Here is a 16832-nt window from a genome sequence, read left to right as displayed (position 1 = left end):
CGGCGGCCCCGTCCGCACCGGGGGCGGGCCGGCCGCCCGCTCGGTGCGGGCCTGCTCCGGTGCGGGCCCGTCAGCCGATGTGGAAGGGGTCGCCGTAGACGTGCCAGTCGAGCGGCGGGTCCAGGTCGAGGTTGCCCGCGTCCAGGAAGACCCGCTGCTCGGTGTCCACCCGGCTGGTGTCCGAGTGGGCCTCCTCCTGCTCCATCGCCCAGACCCGGGCATCCAGGAAGGCGTTCAGGTACTCCACCTCGTCGCCGCCGTCCGCGGGAGTGCTCGCCCGGTCCAGGGCGCGCTGCCGGATCGAGCCGAAGCCGGTCGGGTCGTCACCGCCGCCGTGCATCACGATCGCGTCGTAGTACGCGAACTGCCCGAGGACACCGAGGCCGTCCTCCTTGCCCTGGCTGACCGCCGGGTTGAAGTACACGCGGTCGCGCTCGTCGTTCTGCGCCTGCTGGAACGCCTCGTCCTCGGCCGCCTCCTCCCAGGCGTCGGTGAAGCCCGGGTCGAGGCCGTCGTGCGAGTCCGAGCCGTCCACCTCCCGCAGCGCGGGCAGGAACGGCGCGAGCGGGTTGCCTGGCACCCGGTCCGTGTAGAGCTCCACCAGCTCCAGCATGTCGTGGGTGCCGGAGCAGAACCCGATGATGCCTGCGGTGTAGCCGCGTCCGTCGCCGATGTCCTCGATGTAGCCGTACTGGCCCTTCCAGTCCAGCGAGGAGTTCTCCGCGCTGGAGACCAGTTGCATCGCGATCTCCTTCTTCTCCGGGTCGTCGAGCCCGACGGCTGCGGCGCCCACGGGGCTGCGGCCCGCGGCGCCCGCGGCCTGGCCGGCGAACAGGGCGGGTCCGGCGACCAGCGCGGCGCCCATCAGGGTGAGCATCGTGCGCCGGCGGGGGCGGGGGCGGGGGCGGGGGGTGTGGGGGGAGTGCACGTGACCTCCAAGAGGGTGGGTCGTGCCGGTGGACGGTGCGCACCGCGGTGGGTCCTGACGAAACGCGGGTCCTGCCGGAACGCGGTGCCTGCGTACGCGGTGGGAATGCCGTGTACGGCGGTGCGCACTGTTAGGAAACTTTCCTACCAGAGTTGGGGCGCGACGCCTACCCGTCGGGAGGCGGGAGTTGGGCGCTCAGCGGTCGAGCAGGCCCGGATCCGCGGCGAGTTCGCGCAGGAACCCGCCCGGGTCCTTGATCAGCCGACGCTCCGTCAGGTCGAGCAGCCCGCCGACCGCCGCGACCTCGGCGGCCACCGTTCCGTCCGCCGTGGTGAGCGTCTGCTCGATGCGGAAGGTCTTGCCCGTGCCCCAGCGGAACCGGCAGCTCATCACCGTCTCGTCGCCCGCGCGCAGCTCCTTGAGGTAGCGGATGGTGGTCTCCAGGGCCACCGGGCCCACGCCGTGGCCCACCAGGTCCTGCTGCCCGATGCCGGCCGCCTTCAGCAGCGACCAGCGGGCGTGCTCGGCGTACTGGAGGTACACGCTCTGGTTGAGGTGGCCCTGCGTGTCGGTCTCGTAGCCGCGGACCGTGATCGGCACGGCGAAGGGCGGGCCGGACGGTGCGTCGGGGGTGGGCTCGGACATGGTGCTCTCCTGCGGATGGTGTGGACGGTGCGATGGCGCGCGGGACGGGCCGCGTGGGGTGCCGGGCCCTGGGTCTACTGGTTTCTGAGCGCTTGCTCATCTTAGGCAGTCGCCGTGGGCGACAGGAGTGCGAGGGAGGGCCGCTGCCCGGTCCGGCCTCGCCGTCGCAGGGCCGCTGCGGGTCGCCGCGGCCCCCGGACGCGTCGGCCGCGGTGGCCCCGCCGGGGTGTCGGGGCCGCCGGTTGCCTCATGCCCTGCGCGGTGACGCCAGCAGGTACCGGGCGCCGGTCCTGCGGTCGGTGTGCTCCGAGGGCTGCCAGCCCGCGCGCTCCAACGCGGCGGCGCAAACCCGCAGTTCCCTGGTGGTCGGCGCGTGGACGGCGACGGCCTCCGGCTGGGCCGTCGCCGCCACCCGGTAGCCGCCGGACCCGGCGGTGCCCGGTGGGCAGCCGGCCGCCTCCAGCGCGAGCGCGGCCGCCTGCACCAGGTGCGTGCGCTCCCAGGGACAGGGCCGGTCGGTGGCGGCGTCCGGATGGGTCATGCGGCGCAGTTCGACGAGGCCCTGCCAGGCGCTGCGCACCTGCCGCGCCCGTCCGGGGCCGTCGTACCGCTCAGGTTCGTCGCCGGTGCGGGCCGCGAAGACGCGGTCCGCGGGCTCCTGCCCGCCCGCGCCGGACCCGGCCGGGGACCCGCCGGGCTCGCGTCCGTCCGTGTCCGGTGCGGGCACCGGCCCCTGCCCGGCCGGCCCGGACCCGGGGGAGCGGCCCGCTGCGCGTGCGTCCGGTCCCGGCACGGGGCCGGCGGGGGCGGGCGGACCGGAGGAGGGCGCGTCCGCCGCGGCTGCCCTCGCGGCCTCGCGGGCGCGGTGGCCCGCCGGGGTGAGGAAGGTGTCGTGCGGAGGGCGGGGGTGCCGGAAGGCGAGGCCGAGGCGCACCAGGGCGGCGAGCTGCCCCGCAGGTCCGCCGAGCCGGCCCGTCACGGGGTCGGCGGCCGCGATGATCCGCCGCTGCGCGGCGTTCGGTGCCTGTGCCACGACTGCCTCCTCGCCATGGGCGGACCGGCGGCACCCGGGCTCGGGGCCGAGCGCGGGTCCGGGGACGTGCACGGGCCCGGCCTCGGCCGGGTGCGGGGGGGCAGGGGCCGGAGGCCGGCGCCCCCCCGAGGTCGGTGCACCGGCCCGTTGCGGATGCAGCCTACGGCCGGGGACTGACATTCCAGCCGGCGACGACCGGCCGGTCGTGTTCGGTGCTGAGGCGGCACACCGTGCCCGTCGCCAGTTGGAAGAGCGCGCCGGCGGACGGCGGGAGGCCGAGGCGGCGGGCGGTGAGGACGCGGAGGAAGTGGCCGTGCGCCACGAACACGACGGGGCCCGCCTCCTCGCGCAGGGCGGTGTCCACCTTGGCCAGCATCCGGTCGGCCCGGGCTCCCACCTGCTCGGGGCTCTCGCCGGGGTGCTCGGGCGGCCCCTCGGCCACCCCGTCCGTGAAGAGGAACCAGCCGGGCCGGGTGCGGTGGATGTCGGCCGTGGTGACCCCCTCGTACCCCCCGTAGTCCCATTCGTGCAGATCGGGGTCCACGCGGGCGTCGCCGAGTCCGATGAGCTGCGCGGTCTCCCGGGCCCGCCGCAGCGGGCTGGTGTAGGCCGCGGCGACGGGCAGGGCGGCCAGCATCGGGGCCAACGCCCGTGCCCGCTCCCTGCCGTTGCCGGTGAGCGGCAGATCGGTCCAGCTCGTGTGCTGTCCCGTAAGCGACCACTCGGTCTCGCCGTGCCGCACCAGCAGCAGGTCACCCATGTGCGTCTTCCTGTTCCGCCGGCGTGCGCCGGCCTGCGCCTCGTCCCGCAACCCTGTGCTCCGGGACGACACCAAGGCTGCCACCCGCACTGCCGCGCCGCCGCACCGCACGTGCCGCCCGGCGCGCTGCGGCAGCCGCTCTCACTGCCGATAGCCCTCCAGGAACCGCCCGATGCGGCTGATGGCGGCGTCCAGGTCGTCGGCGTGCGGCAGGGTGAGGATGCGGAAGTGGTCGGGGCGGGGCCAGTTGAAGCCGGTGCCCTGGACTACCTGGATCTTCTCGCGCAGCAGCAGATCCAGGACGAACCTCTCGTCGTCGTGGATGGCGTGCACCTTCGGGTCGATGCGCGGGAACGCGTACAGCGCGCCGCGCGGCTTGACGCAGGAGACGCCCGGGATCTCGTTCAGCTTCTGCCAGGCGCGGTCGCGCTGTTCGTGCAGCCGGCCGCCGGGCGCCGTCAGCTCCCGGATCGACTGGCGGCCGCCGAGCGCGGCCTGGATGGCGTACTGGGCGGGCGCGTTCGGGCACAGCCGCATGGAGGCGAGCATCGTCAGGCCCTCCAGGTAGTCGCGCGCGTGCTGCCGCGGGCCCGTGACCACGAGCCAGCCGGACCGGAAGCCCGCCACCCGGTACGTCTTGGACAGTCCGCAGAAGGTGAGCACCACCAGGTCGGGGGCGAGCGCGGCGGCGCCGTGGTGCACCGCGCCGTCGTAGAGGATCCGGTCGTAGATCTCGTCGGCGAAGACCATCAGGCCGTGCCGGCGGGCGAGGTCGAGGATGCCCTCGACGATCTCCTTCGGGTAGACCGCGCCCGTCGGGTTGTTCGGGTTGATGATCACGACGGCCTTCGTACGGTCCGTGATCTTCGATGCCAGGTCGTCCAGGTCCGGGTACCAGTCGGCCTGTTCGTCGCACAGGTAGTGCACCGCCCGTCCGCCGGCGAGCGTGGTCACCGCCGTCCACAGCGGGAAGTCCGGGGCGGGGACCAGGACTTCGTCGCCGTCCTCCAAAAGCGCCTGGACGGCCATGGAGACCAGCTCGGAGACGCCGTTGCCGAGGAACACGTCGTCCACGTCCACGTCGAGGCCCAGTGTCTGGTAGCGCTGGGCGACGGCGCGCCGGGCCGAGAGGATGCCGCGGGAGTCGGTGTAGCCGTGCGCCTGGGGCAGCATCCGGATCATGTCCTGGACGATCTCCTCGGGCGCCTCGAAGCCGAAGCTCGCGGGATTGCCGGTGTTCAGCCGGAGCACGCTGTGCCCGGCCTCCTCCAGTGCGTCGGCCTGTTCGATGACCGGGCCCCGGATCTCGTAACAGACCTCGCTGAGCTTGCTCGACTGCCGGAACTCCATGACGACCGCCCCTCCGACTTGCTGACCCCGGCGCCTTCGGACCTCCGTGGCCCGCGCCTGCGGTGTCCCACGGAACGCGGCGTCGTGCCGGTGCTGCGGCCCCGCGTCCAACTTGGTTTTACCAAGTGCGGGCTTGGAAAGTCCAACAACATGTCTAGACTGCGACGCATGCCACGTCAGTCACCTCAGCCGGACCGGGCAGCCGCGCCGGCGCGTACCGGGCAGCCGGGCCCCCTGAACCGCCGCAGCTACGCCCACTACTGCGGCGCGGCCCGTGCCCTCGATGCCGTCGGGGACCGCTGGAGCCTGCTGATCGTCCGCGAACTCCTCGCGGGCCCGCGGCGCTACACGGACCTGCACGCGGATCTGCCCGGCGTCAGCACGGACGTGCTCGCCTCCCGGCTCAAGGACCTGGAGCGCGAGGGGATCGCGACGCGCCGCCGGCTGCCGCCGCCCGCCTCCGCGGCGGTCTACGAGCTGACCGGCCGCGGCCGCGGCCTGCTTCCCGTCCTCGAAGCCCTCTACGCGTGGGGCGCGGCGGACCTGGCCGAGCGGCGCCCGACGGACGCGGTGCGTGCGCACTGGTTCGCGCTTCCGCTGCGCCGCAGACTGGCGGAGTCGGGGGGCACGGGGGTGGCCGAAGTTCACCTGGACGAGGGCGTGTTCCACCTGTACATCGGGGAACCGGCCGTCTCCGGCCGGGTCTACGGGGACGGGGCCGCGCCCGACGGGCCCGATGTCCGGTTGTGGCTGGACGCCGGGACCTGCGCCGCGGTGGCGGCGGGAGAGCTGGCGGTGGGGGACGCGGTGCGCGAGGGGCGCGCGAGGGTGGAGGGCGAGGGCGCGTTCGCGGAAGCCCTCTGTTCCGGGAACGAGCCCGCGGGCTCCCGCTGACCGCCTTCGGGCGCGCACTCCCCGGCGCCTGCGCTTCTCCGCGGCGGCTTGGCGGCTTGGCGGCGTGGCCGCCGGGGCTGGTGGCGGTCGGGGCCTGGTGGCGGCCGGGGCGGCGGCAGGGCCCGTCGCGTGGACCGAGGACCCGGGCCGGCGCCCCGCGGACCCGGGACGGCAGGCGACGGGCCCGCCGCCGCCTCGCGAAGAGGGTGGCGGCGGGCCCGTCGGCCGGCGCTCAGACGCGCGGCGGCACCGAGTACGGGCGGCCCCGGCCGCGGGTCAGGGCGTAGCCGGCGATGCCCGCGAGGGACGCCAGGATGCCGCCCGCCGCGGTCCACAGCCAGCGGTCGGTCCACCAGCCGGAGGACCAGCCGCCGTCCGGCTCGCCCTTGGAGAGGGCGGCCGTGCCGGAGTCGTCGGTGCTCACGGAGACGCCGGGGACCAGCGGCTCGGAAAGGCCGCCGCCCACGGCGTGTGCACCGCCCACGTCGTGGGAGAGTGCCTCCACCGACACCTGCACCGGCTGGCCGACGTCCGCGGCGCCCAGACCGACCGCCGTCAGCCGGACGTAGTACGTGCCGGGCAGCGGATCGTCGGCCCACGGCTCGGACCAGGCCCGCACGGGCCGCAACGTGCAGGCGAGTTCGAGGGAGCCGGTGCCCGGCGCCGCCGTCCTGGTCTGCGCCCCGTACATGCACGCCTGCCTGCGCCGCAGTCCGTCGTAGACGTCGATCTGCCACGTGGTGTCGGCATGCCGGGCCGACGCGGGCGGCAGCCGCACGGTCGCGCGGACCGTGGGCCGCTGCCCCGAGTCCGCGGGGAACGACCAGTACAGGTAGTCACCGGTGGACGCGCTCGCGGTGGCCTGCTGGTCCTGCCGGATCGCCGCCGCGGTACGGAACGAGGTGCCCGCCTCGGTGGGCGCCGCGTCCTGTGAGGAGCTGCCGGACTCCGCCGGCGACGGTGAGGTGTCCGCGAGCGCGGGCACCGCCACGGGGCCGAGCGCAGCGCCGAGCCCCAGCAGCGCAGCGGCCACCGCCCGGCGTGCTCCGCCGTTGCCACGATGAGTACGCATCAGTTGCTCCTCCAGACCGCGACCCGCCACCGCGACAGCCATCCCCAGACCACACCGGCGACGAACCCGGTGACCACCAGGGCGCCGAGCAGCCACCAGCCGCGGCCCAGGCCGAACGCGGCCACGTCCGAGGCGTTGGAGGGGCCGTCCACCACGTCGACGGTCAACTCGACCGGCAGACCCGGTGTCGTCTTCACCGAAGGGGCGGCCGAGTAGGAGTTGCTGACCTCCAGGCACACCCGCTCCACGTCCGGGGCGGTGCCGGAGTCGTCGTCGCGCTCCGGGCTCGGATACCGCAGCCCGGTCGAGATCACGTCCGTGCGCCCGTCGCCGGCCTCGGAGCCGCGCACGATCTCCCTGCCGTGCTCCGTGACCGCTCGCAGCAGCACCCCGTAGTCCCGGTTCACGGCCCGGTCGGCCGCCACGCTCACCGACGCCCGCAGCTCCTCGCCGGGCGCGACGTCCACCCGATACCAGCGGTGCTCGCCGAACACCTCCCGGTCGTCGTACAGACCCGGCTTCAGCTCCGGCGCGTCGGCGCACCGGTCGGCGCCCTTGACGCCCACCGGGGTCACCACGGGATCGGCCGTCCTGTCCACCAACTGGCCCACCCGGTCGGTGAGCTGGTCCGTGTGCCGGACGGAGGTGTAGGTGCCGCCGGTGGCCTCGGCTATGCACAGCAACTGGTCACGGGTCTTGGCGTCCGGGACGAGGCCCAGTGTGTCGATGGTCAGGTGGATGCCCCTGGCCGCGATGTCGCGGGCCACCTCGCAGGGGTCGAGCGGCGCGCAGGTGTCCTCGCCGTCGCTGATCAGCACGATACGGCGGGAGCCGTTGCCGCCTTCGAGGTCCCCGGCCGCCTTCAGCAGCGCCGGGCCGATCGGGGTCCAGCCGGTGGGCGCGAGGGTGGCGACGGCCGCCTTGGCGTCGGTACGGTCCAGCGGGCCGACCGGGTACAACTGGGCGGTGTCCTTGCAGCCGACCTTGCGGTCGTCGCCCGGGTAGTTGGCCCCGAGCGTGCGGATACCGAGCTGGACCTCCTTGGGGGTGGCGTCCAGCACCTCGTTGAACGCCTGCTTCGCCGCGGCCATCCGGGAGCCGCCGTCGATGTCGCGGGCCCGCATCGAACCGCTGACGTCCAGGACCAGATCGACCTTGGGCGCGTCCTGCTCCGACCGTGCCGGGGTGTCGTCGGCCGCGGGGGCCGCCGCCAAGGCCGGCCCCGCCGCGGGCAGCCCAAGGGCCAGGGCGGCGAGCAGGGCGCAGAGCGCGGCCGCCGACCGTTTTCTTGTGATCATCGGCGGATCCTATTGATCGCGGGCCGCCGGGCTCAAACCGGGCCCGGGCGGGCGTCGGCCGCCGTGGGCGTCCACCGCGTGCGCAAGGCTCCGGACCGCCAACCGGTCGAGCGCACGGCTTGGACCGCAGCCGTCCGCCGTCGGCTCGAAGGTGACGAGGACCGGTGTCCGCGGCACGGCGACGGCGCGTCGGTCGTGCCGGTCTCCTCCGCCGTCAGCGCCCTGGCCATGGGAGGGGCTCGGTGCCTACGGCGCCGCCAGGACGGCGGTCAGGCCGCAGGCGCGGTCCATGGCGCTCGATCCGAGGGACCGCGGCATCCGCGTCCACGCGCACCTGGAGCGGATCGCGGCCACGCTGCCCCTCGGCCGTGTCGGACAGCCCGGGAAGGTCGCCCCGCGGCGCTCCCCCCGCCTCGGCCGACAGCAGCTACGTCACCGGCTCCGAACTCTTCGTGGACGTCGGGGTGGCCCGGGTATGACCCGGCGGGGCGGGCCGTGCAGGTGGCCGCACGGCCCGCCCGCGCCGGTCCGGAGCCGGTTCGGAGCCGGTCCGGACCGGGGTGCGAGCCGGGCGCGGGCGGAGCGCGGAGCGGCGCGCGGGCGGAGCGGGGCGGAGAAATCGACTGGTCGCGGCGCGCGATCGACTCCGTCGGCATGCGGGCCGCGAAAGCGGGACCGCTGACGGGACCGAATCCGACCGCTCGCGGCACGTTGGGATCATGCTCAACCGACGCCCTGGAACCCTCGTGACCTGCGACATCTGCCACGACCGCGTCCGATCGGAACGGCCGGCCAGACCACCCGCGCAGTAGTGACTGGGAAAGCCGGGTGACCGGGGAACCGCCATGTCCGGTGCGGCGGGAGGCCGCGCGGACAAGGACTCGCCTCACAGTGTGCGCCTCACCGCGCGGACGCCCCATCCTCCTGGCTGACCGGCTGACTCCGCCCGTCTCCTCGGTGCGAACGTCACCCACGCACCTGCCCCTCTTCGCTAGCTCGCCGCAGCCCTCTGCGGCTACGAGCGCTGCCTCGAACTGACCAGGTAGGACACTGTGCAAATTGGACTAATCGTGTGACATTGATGTTTCGCCTGTAACCAGACGTTTTCCAGCCCTTGACTCGCGGCCTCTCGACCCTCACTCTCTTCGCACCCACTCAGTGGGATGCGTTCTCATCTAGTGAGAGGACAGACGTGGCCCAAGTAGTCGACCGTGCTCTGGCCCTGCTCGTCGCCGTCGTCGGCGCGAGCGGGCCCGTCTCCCTGACCGAGGTCGCCGGGCAGACCGGCGTCGACAAGAGCACCGCCCAGCGGCTGCTGGCCTCCCTGGTCGAGCGCGGACTGCTGTCGCGCGACGCCGCCACCCGGCGCTACGAGGTGGGCGCGGCCATGTACGGCCTGGCCGCCGCGGTCAACGCCCGCAGCAGCATCCGGTCGCTGGCCGGGCCGCACCTGGCCGCCCTGCGCGACCGCAGCGGCGAGACCAGCAGCCTCCACCTGCTTGCCGGCACCCACCGGGTGTGTGTCGACGGCGCCGAGAGCCATCACCCGGTCCGCCGGGTGGTGCCGCTCGGCGACTCGATACCCCTGCACGTCGGACCATCCGGGAAGGTCATCCTCGCCCACCTGGAGCAGACCGCCCGCGACGCCGTCTACGACGCGGCCGGCCTGGCCGGTCCGCAGCGCGACGCGATGGAGAGGGTGCTCGCCGAGGCGCGGGCCGCCCGCGTGCTGCAGACCGAGAACGACCGCACCACCGGCATCCGAGCGGTCTCGACCCCCGTCTTCAACCCGCACGGCGTGATCGCCTCGATCACCGTCGCCGGCCCCGCCGACCGCTGGACACGGTCGGCGGCGACCGCCATGGAGGGCGCGGTGCTCGACGCCGCGACCGCCCTTTCGTCACGGCTAGGAGCAACCTTGTGAGCCCCCTGATGACCTCGATGCTCTTCGTCCCCGGCGGGGACGGGCGCAAACTCGCGAAGATCCCCGACCTGACCGCCCCGGCCTTGATCATCGACCTGGAGGACGCGGTCGCCGAGCAGCGCAAGGAGGCCGCCCGCGCCGCCGTCGCGGCCGTGCTGGCCGCGCCGCTCACCAGCGTCCCGCTGTGGGTGCGGATCAACGCCGACCGGCCCGGCGCCTGCCAGGCCGATCTGCGAGCCGTGTTCAGCCCGCACCTGGCCGGCGTGCTGCTGCCCAAGGCCGAGTCGGCCAGGGACGTCGAGGCCGTGGACTGGTACCTCACCGGGCTGGAGCAGCAGGCCGGGCTGCCGGTCGGCACCGTCCGGATCATGCCGATCATCGAGTCGGTCACCGGTCTCGAGGCAGCCGCGGACATCGCCCGCGCCGGGTCCCGGGTGGAGTGCCTGGTCCTGGGCGCCGGTGACTTCTCGCTCGACGTCGGCCTGGACTGGCCGGCCCGCAACGGGGTCAGCGCGCTCGTGCTGCACGCCAAGGAACGCCTGGTGCTGGTCTCCCGCGCCGCCGGTATCGCCGCCCCGCACGACGGCACCTACCCGATGTTCCGCGACGCCGAAGGACTGCGCCGGGAGGCCGAACAGGCCCGCGACCTGGGCATGTTCGGCAAGCATGCGGTCCACCCCGACCAGATACCGGTGATCGACGCGGTCTTCACGCCCACCGACGAGCAGATCGGCCGGGCCCGCAGGATCGTTGAGGAGTTCGACGCGAGCGAGCGGCTCGGGGTCGGCAACGTCGTCATCGGCGGGCAGTTCGTCGACTACCCGGTCGCCCACCGCGCCCGCGCCCTGCTGGAGACCGCCCGCGCCCTCGCCCCGGCGGTGGGCCGTGACTGACTCGCGCCCCGCCGCACCCGGGGCCCCCGGCGGGCCGCCCCGCTTCCCCGACGTGCCGCCCACGCCGCCCGCGACGGGCCCCGCGGCCCTGGAGGGCGTGCGGGTGCTGGACCTCTCCAGTCTCTACGCAGGGCCGTGGATCGCCACCAACCTCGGCGACCACGGCGCAGAAGTCCTCAAGGTCGAACATCCGCGCGGCGACGACGCCCGCCGCTGGGGGCTCTCGCGCGGCGGCGTGCCGCTGTGGTGGAAGGTGATCTCCCGCAACAAGGAGCTCGTCCGCCTCGACCTGCACGACGCCGGCGACCGCGATGTGGTGCGCCGGCTCGCGGCCCGTGCCGACATCGTCATCGAGAACTTCCGGCCGGGCCGGCTGGAGTCCTGGGGCCTGGGCTACGACCGGCTGAGCGCGGACAACCCCGGACTGATCATGGTGCGGGTCACCGGCTACGGGCAGACCGGTCCGCGCAGCCAGGAGCCCGGCTTCGGCACCCTCGCCGAGGCGTTCGCCGGCTTCGCCCACATGACCGGCGCCGCCGACGGCCCGCCCACCCTGCCGCCGTTCGGCCTGGCCGACGGCGTCGCATCCGCGGTCGGCGCCGCCGCGGCGCTGATGGCCCTGTACTGGCGCGACGCGCGCGGCGGTACCGGCCAGGTGATCGACCTCAGCCTGTACGAGCCCCTGTTCTCGCTGCTCGGCCCGCAGGTCGTGGAGTACACCCAGACCGGCAGGGTGCAGAAGCGCACGGGCAACCGATCACCGCGCACCGCCCCCCGCAACGCCTACCGCACCGCGGACGACCGCTACGTGACGTTGTCGGCCGGCACCCAGCAGATCGCCAACCGGATCTTCGCCGCCATCGACCGCCCCGATCTGGCCGATGACCCTCGCTTCGCCAGCCCGCTCGCCCGCCGCGAGAACTCCGACGCGATCGACGCCATCGTCGCCGAATGGATCGCCCAGCACGACCAGGCCCACGTGCTGGAACGTTTCTCCGCCAATCAGGCGCCGATCGCCCCGGTCTACGACACCGCCCAGATCGTCGCCGACCCGCACTTCCTGGCCAGGGCCTCCATCGTCTCCGTCCCCGACCCCGACCTCGGCGAGGTCGTCATGCAGAACACGCTGCCGCACTTCAGCCGCACGCCCGGCACCATCCGGCACACCGGCCGCACCGAGATCGACGCAGACCGCGCCGCCCTCGACCGCTGGCTCGCCGCCCCTCCCAGACACGACCCGACCCCGCACGACCCGGCCGCGCCGTCCGGCCCGCCAGCCCCAGGAGGCCCCAGATGAGTGTCACAGCAGGCTCCTCACCACCGGTGCACGACGACGCGCCCCCGGTGGAACGCGTCCGGCGGACCCAGAGCCGCGGCAGCGAACTCCTGTACCGCTATACGGTGGTCATCGTCCTGGTGGCGATGACAGCCGCCTTCTCCCTGCTGCGGCCCTCCACCTTCTTCACAGTCGGCAACTTCACCACGATCGCCAACTCCCAGGCGGTCCTGCTGATCCTCGCACTGGCGCTGACCCTCCCGCTGGCCGTGGGCGAGTTCGATCTGTCGGTCGCCTCGGGACTTGGCTTCGGCGGCATCCTCACCGGCTACCTCAGCGGCACCGCGCACTGGCCGCTGCCCGCCACCATCGCTGTGGTGCTCCTGATCGGTGCCGTCGTCGGACTGGTCAACGGGCTGTTCGTGGTCCATGTGGGGGTGAACGCGTTCATCATCACCCTGGGCACCGGCACCGTCCTGACCGGCCTGACCCTGCTGGTCTCCGGCGGTCAGATCCTCAGCGGCATCCCGTCCGCCCTGGGCACCGCCATGACCACCACCGTCGCCGGCCTCGCCGTCCCGGTGTGGATCGCCCTGGCCCTGACCGTCCTGCTGTGGTACCTGTACGAGTACACCCCGCTCGGCCGCTACCTCACCTTCATCGGCCTCGGCCCCGAGGTCGCCCGGCTGGCCGGCGTCGCCGTCAAGCCGCTGCGGTGGGGTGCGTTCGTCGCAGCCTCGGTGATCGCCTCCGGTTGCGGGATCCTCGCCGTCGGCCTGCTGGGCTCGGCCGACCCCTCCGCCAGCGGCTCCTACCTGCTGCCCGCCTACGCCGGCGCGTTCCTCGGCACGACCGTCATCAAGCCCGGGCGCTTCAACGCCTGGGGGACCGTCGTCGCACTCGCGCTGCTCGTCGTCGGCGTCACCGGACTGCAACTGCTGGGCGCCGCCTCCTGGGTCGAGCAGGTCTTCAACGGCGCCGCCCTCGTCCTCGCCGTCACCTTCGCCCGGCTCGTCTCCCGCGCCGACCGGGTCTGACCCCGCTCCCCGCCCTCGACCCCGCACCACGGCTCGACACCGCCGCCGCCGACCCGGCGGCCCACCGCGAAGGACCAGCACACCAGCACGACTGAAAGGCACGACATGCGATCCCTGCCCACCTCTGCCCTGTGCCGCCGGGCCGTCCTCGGCGTCACCGCCACAGTCACCGGCGCGGCCCTCGCCGCCTGCGGATCCACCACCGCCGGCACGGGCGGCGCCAAGGACGCCGCCGCCCCCGCCGCCAAGACCGCACCCGGCCGCGCCACCGCCGTGGCCGCCGTCGACAAGGCCATGGCCACGCCCGTGTTCACCGCCAACCCCCCGGTGGACATGGGGAAGCTGGCCGGCAAGCGGATCACCGTGCTCGCCTCCACCCTCGCCGTGCCCTTCGTCGCGAACATCGCCAAGGGCGCCCGGGAGGCCGCCGGCGAGATCGGATGGAAGGCCACCGTCGTCGACGGCAAGGGCAGCGTCACGGAATGGTCACGCGTGATCAACCAGGCCGTCGTGCAGAAGGTCGACGGCATCATCACCGTCGGCGCCTCACCCGCACAGATGAAGCCGGCCATCGCCGCGGCCAAGAAGGCCGGCATCCCCGTGGTCGACACCCTCACCGCCGACCAGAGCCGCGACCCCCTGGTGCCGGGCACCTTCGCCCACGCCAGCATCTCCTTCTACGACTCCGGCCGCCTCCAGGCCGACTACGTCATCGCCCACGGCACCCGCGACGCCCACGTGCTGATCTTCAGCGACAACGAGTTCCCCGGCGAGGTCACCCGCGTCCAGGGCATGCGCGACGAGTTCACGAAGCTGTGCCCCGACTGCAAGCTGACCGTGCAGGATACTCAGGTCGCCACCATCGGCACCGACCTGCAGCGCACCACGCAGACCCTGCTGCGCCGCGACCCGGCGATCGCCTGGGTGCTGCCCACCTACGATGCCCAGGGCATCTACGTGGTCCCCGCCATCAAGAGCGCCGGCCTGGCCGACAAGGTCAAGGTCGTCGGCTCGGACGCGGTGAGCGCCAACCTCGATCTCGTCGCCAAGGGCGACGTCCAGGTCGCCGACGTCGGCGAGCCCGACACCTGGTCCGGCTGGGCAGGCGTCGACATGCTCGGCCGCGCCCTGGCCGGCCAGCGGCCCGTGCCGCCGAACATCCCCCTGCGCCTGTTCGGCGCCGGCAACCTCAAGGGCGTCGACACCCAGGACACCGGCGCGCTGTTCGGGTCCTCCTTCCGTGACTCCTACAAGAAGGTCTGGGGCCTGTCCTGATGAGCACGCCACCGGCCGCCGTCGTCGCCCTCAGCGGCCTGGGCAAGAGGTTCGGCGCCGTCTGGGCGCTGCGCGACCTGCACATGGAGCTGCGGGCGGGGGAGGTGCACGCCCTCATCGGCCAGAACGGCTCCGGCAAGTCCACGCTGATCAAGACCCTGGCCGGCTACCACGAGCCGGACGAAGGCAGCATCGCCGTGCACGGCGAGCCGGTCAGGCTGCCCCTGCTGCCCCGCGAGTCCGCCCGCCTCGGCATGGCCTTCCTCCACCAGGACGCCCCCGTGGCCCCCGCCCTGACCGTCACCGAGAACATCCGCGTCGGCCGCTACGAGCACCGGGCCCTCGGCCGCATCCGATGGCGCCGCGAACGGGAGAGGGTGCGCGCCCTGCTGGCCTCCGTCGGCCTGACCGCCGACCCCGACCAGCCCGCCTCCCGGCTGCCGCTGGCCGAACGCGCCCTGCTCGGCTTCGCCACCGCCGTCCAGGCCCTGCCGGAGCGCGGCGGCGTGCTCGTCCTCGACGAGCCCACCGCCTGCCTGCCGCCCAGCGGCGCGCAGCTCCTCTTCCGCGCCGTGCGGAAAGTGACGGCCGCCGGGTCCGCCGTCCTGTTCGTCTCGCACCGGCTGGACGAGGTGATGGCCGTCTCCGACCGGGTCTCGGTGCTCCGCGACGGTCTCCACGTCGCCACCGTGGAGACCGCGCAGACCGACCGGGACGAACTCGTCCGCCTCATGCTGGGCCGCGACGCCGGCCGCGTCTACCCGGATCGGGAACCCCCCGGCACCGATGTCGTCCTGGCGGCCGAGAACGTCAGCGGCCGGCTCGTCCAGGGCGTCGACGTCCGCATTCGCAGCGGCGAGGTCGTCGGCATCACCGGCCTGGTCGGTATGGGCCAGGACGAGCTGCCCTACCTGCTGTACGGGGCGCTGCCCCTGCGCTCCGGGCGCGTCAGCGTCGACGGGACCCCGGTCGACCGGGTCGGGCCCCGCCGGATGCGCGCGGCGGGCGTCGCTCTGCTGCCCGCCGACCGGGCCCGCGCCAGCGGCGCCCCCGGCGCCACCGTCGGGGAGAACATGACCCTGCCGGTGCTCGACCGCTTCTTCACCGGCGGCCGCCTGCGCCACGCCCGCGAACGCTCCGCCGTGCGCGGCCTCATCACCCGCTACGACGTACGGCCGCCCCGCCCCGGCCAGCGGCTCGGCGCCCTGTCCGGCGGCAACCAGCAGAAGGTCCTGCTCGCCAAGTGGCTGCAGGACTCCCCCCGCGTGGTGCTGCTGCACGAGCCCACGCACGGTGTCGACATCGCCTCCCGCGCCCACATCTTCCGCATCATCCGGGCCGCCGCCGACGCAGGCACCGGCGTGCTGATCGCCTCCTCGGAGTACGAGGACCTGGCCAGCCTGTGCGACCGGGTACTGGTACTGCACCACGGCCGGCCCGGCGCAGAGCTGTCCGGCGCCGGGCTCACCGAGGACGCTCTCACCCGCAGTTGCCTGCTCGCCGCCCCGCCGGGAGCCGCCACCACCGCACCCCGAAAGGACCACGGATGACCGAGCCCGCACGCAGGGCCCCGCACTCCGACGTACCGCGCCCCTACGGCGACGACGACCGCATCGGCGCCGCGAACGAGATCGGTCCAGAGGCCGTTACCGCTGCCGCCCGCCTGGTCGCCGACGGCCGCCGGTACGCGCTCGGCCAGGTGCTGCGGCCCAGCTCACCGCACCAGATGTGGCGCTACTGGAAGCACACGCTGCTCACCGACCGCACCGCGCCCGAACGCGGCTTCGGTACCAACCGGCAGACGTTCGTCGAGGAAGCCGTCAGCGGCGCACTGCACAGCGGCACCCATCTCGACGGCCTCGGCCACATCGGCATCGGTTCCCACGCCTACGGCGGCCGGCCCTGGGCCGACATCATCAGCGCCGAGGGCCTGACCGACCTCGGCATCGAACACGTTCCGCCGCTGGTCACCCGCGGCATCCTGCTCGACGTGGCCGCCGTGCACGCCACCGACGTGCTCGGCGACCAGCAGCCGGTGACCGCCGAGGACCTCGCTGCTGCGGAAGAGGCCGCCGGCGTGCGGGTTCGCGTCGGTGACATCGTTCTGCTGCACACTGGCTGGGGCGCGCACTGGGACGGCGACGGCGACCGCTACGCCCGCAGCGAGCCCGGCCTGGACCTCACCGGCGCCCGCTGGCTGCTGGAACGCCGCGTCACGGTCATCGGCGCCGACAACTGGGCCGTCGAACGCGTACCGCTCACCCCCGGCGAGGAGTCCTTCCCCGTGCACCAGGAGACGATCACCCGCCACGGCGTCTACCTGATGGAGAACGTCCGCACCGAGGAACTGGCCGCTGACGGGGCGCACGAGTTCCTGTGCGTCGTCGCGCCGCTGCGCCTGCAGGGCGCGTCCGGATCCATGGTCAATCCCGTGGCGGTGGTCTGAG

At 73.9% G+C, this 16832-nt stretch carries 15 protein-coding genes and 1 pseudogene; 9 read left to right on the top strand and 7 right to left on the bottom strand.

Features of this window, described 5'->3' with window-relative positions; genetic code table 11:
- Positions 1 to 70: 70 nt before the first annotated feature.
- From IE313_RS15650 to IE313_RS15630, 5 genes are all read right to left on the bottom strand, one after another.
- Positions 71 to 877 (bottom strand): chitosanase, encoded by an 807-nt coding sequence (locus IE313_RS15650; RefSeq protein ID WP_189932692.1) that lies wholly within the window; start codon positions 875 to 877, stop codon positions 71 to 73.
- A 246-nt stretch (positions 878 to 1123) separates the two neighbouring features.
- Positions 1124 to 1573, bottom strand: coding sequence for an acyl-CoA thioesterase (locus IE313_RS15645; RefSeq protein ID WP_189932460.1), 450 nt, complete (start codon positions 1571 to 1573; stop codon positions 1124 to 1126).
- A gap of 247 nt (positions 1574 to 1820) precedes the next feature.
- The gene (locus IE313_RS15640; protein ID WP_189932458.1) at positions 1821 to 2606 is read right to left on the bottom strand and encodes a hypothetical protein; all 786 of its coding nucleotides are present in this window, start codon (positions 2604 to 2606) and stop codon (positions 1821 to 1823) included.
- A 160-nt stretch (positions 2607 to 2766) separates the two neighbouring features.
- Positions 2767 to 3366: a histidine phosphatase family protein gene (locus IE313_RS15635; protein WP_189932455.1), complete on the bottom strand. Its 600-nt coding sequence runs from the start codon at positions 3364 to 3366 to the stop codon at positions 2767 to 2769.
- Positions 3367 to 3507: 141 nt separating this feature from the next.
- Entirely contained in the window at positions 3508 to 4716 is a 1209-nt protein-coding gene (locus IE313_RS15630; RefSeq protein WP_189932453.1) for a pyridoxal phosphate-dependent aminotransferase, read from the bottom strand.
- A 150-nt stretch (positions 4717 to 4866) separates the two neighbouring features.
- Here IE313_RS15630 and IE313_RS15625 point away from each other — a divergent pair, with 150 nt between their 5' ends.
- Positions 4867 to 5610: a winged helix-turn-helix transcriptional regulator gene (locus IE313_RS15625; RefSeq protein ID WP_189932451.1), complete on the top strand. Its 744-nt coding sequence runs from the start codon at positions 4867 to 4869 to the stop codon at positions 5608 to 5610.
- 232 nt (positions 5611 to 5842) lie between these two features.
- Here IE313_RS15625 and IE313_RS15620 read toward each other — a convergent pair whose 3' ends face one another.
- Both IE313_RS15620 and IE313_RS15615 read right to left on the bottom strand, forming a co-directional pair.
- Complete coding sequence (locus IE313_RS15620; RefSeq protein WP_189932449.1) at positions 5843 to 6682, bottom strand: hypothetical protein; 840 nt, start codon at positions 6680 to 6682, stop codon at positions 5843 to 5845.
- Positions 6682 to 7980, bottom strand: coding sequence for a VWA domain-containing protein (locus IE313_RS15615; protein ID WP_189932448.1), 1299 nt, complete (start codon positions 7978 to 7980; stop codon positions 6682 to 6684). The genes IE313_RS15620 and IE313_RS15615 overlap by 1 nt, the downstream gene beginning before the upstream one ends.
- A gap of 612 nt (positions 7981 to 8592) precedes the next feature.
- Between IE313_RS15615 and IE313_RS15610 the strand changes: the two are divergent.
- The 8 genes and pseudogenes from IE313_RS15610 to IE313_RS15575 all read left to right on the top strand — a co-directional run.
- Positions 8593 to 8700 (top strand): annotated as a pseudogene (locus tag IE313_RS15610) (IS5/IS1182 family transposase); the annotation flags it as partial.
- Between the two features lie 472 nt (positions 8701 to 9172).
- Positions 9173 to 9904, top strand: a complete 732-nt coding sequence (locus IE313_RS15605; RefSeq protein ID WP_189932446.1) for an IclR family transcriptional regulator — start codon at positions 9173 to 9175, stop codon at positions 9902 to 9904.
- Positions 9901 to 10797: an HpcH/HpaI aldolase/citrate lyase family protein gene (locus tag IE313_RS15600; RefSeq protein ID WP_189932444.1), complete on the top strand. Its 897-nt coding sequence runs from the start codon at positions 9901 to 9903 to the stop codon at positions 10795 to 10797. The genes IE313_RS15605 and IE313_RS15600 overlap by 4 nt, the downstream gene beginning before the upstream one ends.
- Entirely contained in the window at positions 10790 to 12094 is a 1305-nt protein-coding gene (locus tag IE313_RS15595) for a CaiB/BaiF CoA transferase family protein (protein WP_229924667.1), read from the top strand. Before IE313_RS15600 ends, IE313_RS15595 begins: the two co-directional genes overlap by 8 nt.
- Positions 12091 to 13110, top strand: coding sequence for an ABC transporter permease (locus tag IE313_RS15590; RefSeq protein WP_189932441.1), 1020 nt, complete (start codon positions 12091 to 12093; stop codon positions 13108 to 13110). Before IE313_RS15595 ends, IE313_RS15590 begins: the two co-directional genes overlap by 4 nt.
- Positions 13111 to 13215: 105 nt before the next feature.
- Complete coding sequence (locus tag IE313_RS15585; protein ID WP_189932439.1) at positions 13216 to 14385, top strand: sugar ABC transporter substrate-binding protein; 1170 nt, start codon at positions 13216 to 13218, stop codon at positions 14383 to 14385.
- Positions 14385 to 15935, top strand: a complete 1551-nt coding sequence (locus tag IE313_RS15580) for a sugar ABC transporter ATP-binding protein (RefSeq protein ID WP_189932437.1) — start codon at positions 14385 to 14387, stop codon at positions 15933 to 15935. The genes IE313_RS15585 and IE313_RS15580 overlap by 1 nt, the downstream gene beginning before the upstream one ends.
- Positions 15932 to 16831 carry a cyclase family protein gene (locus tag IE313_RS15575; RefSeq protein WP_189932435.1) on the top strand — a complete coding sequence of 300 codons (900 nt, stop codon included), beginning with the start codon at positions 15932 to 15934 and terminating at the stop codon, positions 16829 to 16831. The genes IE313_RS15580 and IE313_RS15575 overlap by 4 nt, the downstream gene beginning before the upstream one ends.
- The last annotated feature ends 1 nt before the right edge of the window (position 16832 follow it).

This window comes from Streptomyces sulfonofaciens (assembly GCF_014656295.1).
In the GTDB taxonomy this organism is placed as follows: Bacteria; Actinomycetota; Actinomycetes; order Streptomycetales; family Streptomycetaceae; genus Streptomyces; species Streptomyces sulfonofaciens.
Note: the sequence above shows the minus strand (reverse complement) of the source record. Positions and strands in the feature narration are given on the sequence as shown.

What these genes read in the sequence shown, in the direction of transcription:
- IE313_RS15630 (WP_189932453.1), bottom strand. Translation starts at nt 4,716, where the DNA reads ATGGAGTTCCGGCAGTCGAGCAAGCTCAGCGAGGTCTGTTACGAGATC.
- IE313_RS15585 (WP_189932439.1), top strand. Translation starts at nt 13,216, where the DNA reads ATGCGATCCCTGCCCACCTCTGCCCTGTGCCGCCGGGCCGTCCTCGGC.
- IE313_RS15625 (WP_189932451.1), top strand. Translation starts at nt 4,867, where the DNA reads ATGTCTAGACTGCGACGCATGCCACGTCAGTCACCTCAGCCGGACCGG.
- IE313_RS15615 (WP_189932448.1), bottom strand. Translation starts at nt 7,980, where the DNA reads ATGATCACAAGAAAACGGTCGGCGGCCGCGCTCTGCGCCCTGCTCGCC.
- IE313_RS15620 (WP_189932449.1), bottom strand. Translation starts at nt 6,682, where the DNA reads ATGCGTACTCATCGTGGCAACGGCGGAGCACGCCGGGCGGTGGCCGCT.
- IE313_RS15635 (WP_189932455.1), bottom strand. Translation starts at nt 3,366, where the DNA reads ATGGGTGACCTGCTGCTGGTGCGGCACGGCGAGACCGAGTGGTCGCTT.
- IE313_RS15590 (WP_189932441.1), top strand. Translation starts at nt 12,091, where the DNA reads ATGAGTGTCACAGCAGGCTCCTCACCACCGGTGCACGACGACGCGCCC.
- IE313_RS15645 (WP_189932460.1), bottom strand. Translation starts at nt 1,573, where the DNA reads ATGTCCGAGCCCACCCCCGACGCACCGTCCGGCCCGCCCTTCGCCGTG.
- IE313_RS15575 (WP_189932435.1), top strand. Translation starts at nt 15,932, where the DNA reads ATGACCGAGCCCGCACGCAGGGCCCCGCACTCCGACGTACCGCGCCCC.
- IE313_RS15650 (WP_189932692.1), bottom strand. Translation starts at nt 877, where the DNA reads ATGCTCACCCTGATGGGCGCCGCGCTGGTCGCCGGACCCGCCCTGTTC.
- IE313_RS15580 (WP_189932437.1), top strand. Translation starts at nt 14,385, where the DNA reads ATGAGCACGCCACCGGCCGCCGTCGTCGCCCTCAGCGGCCTGGGCAAG.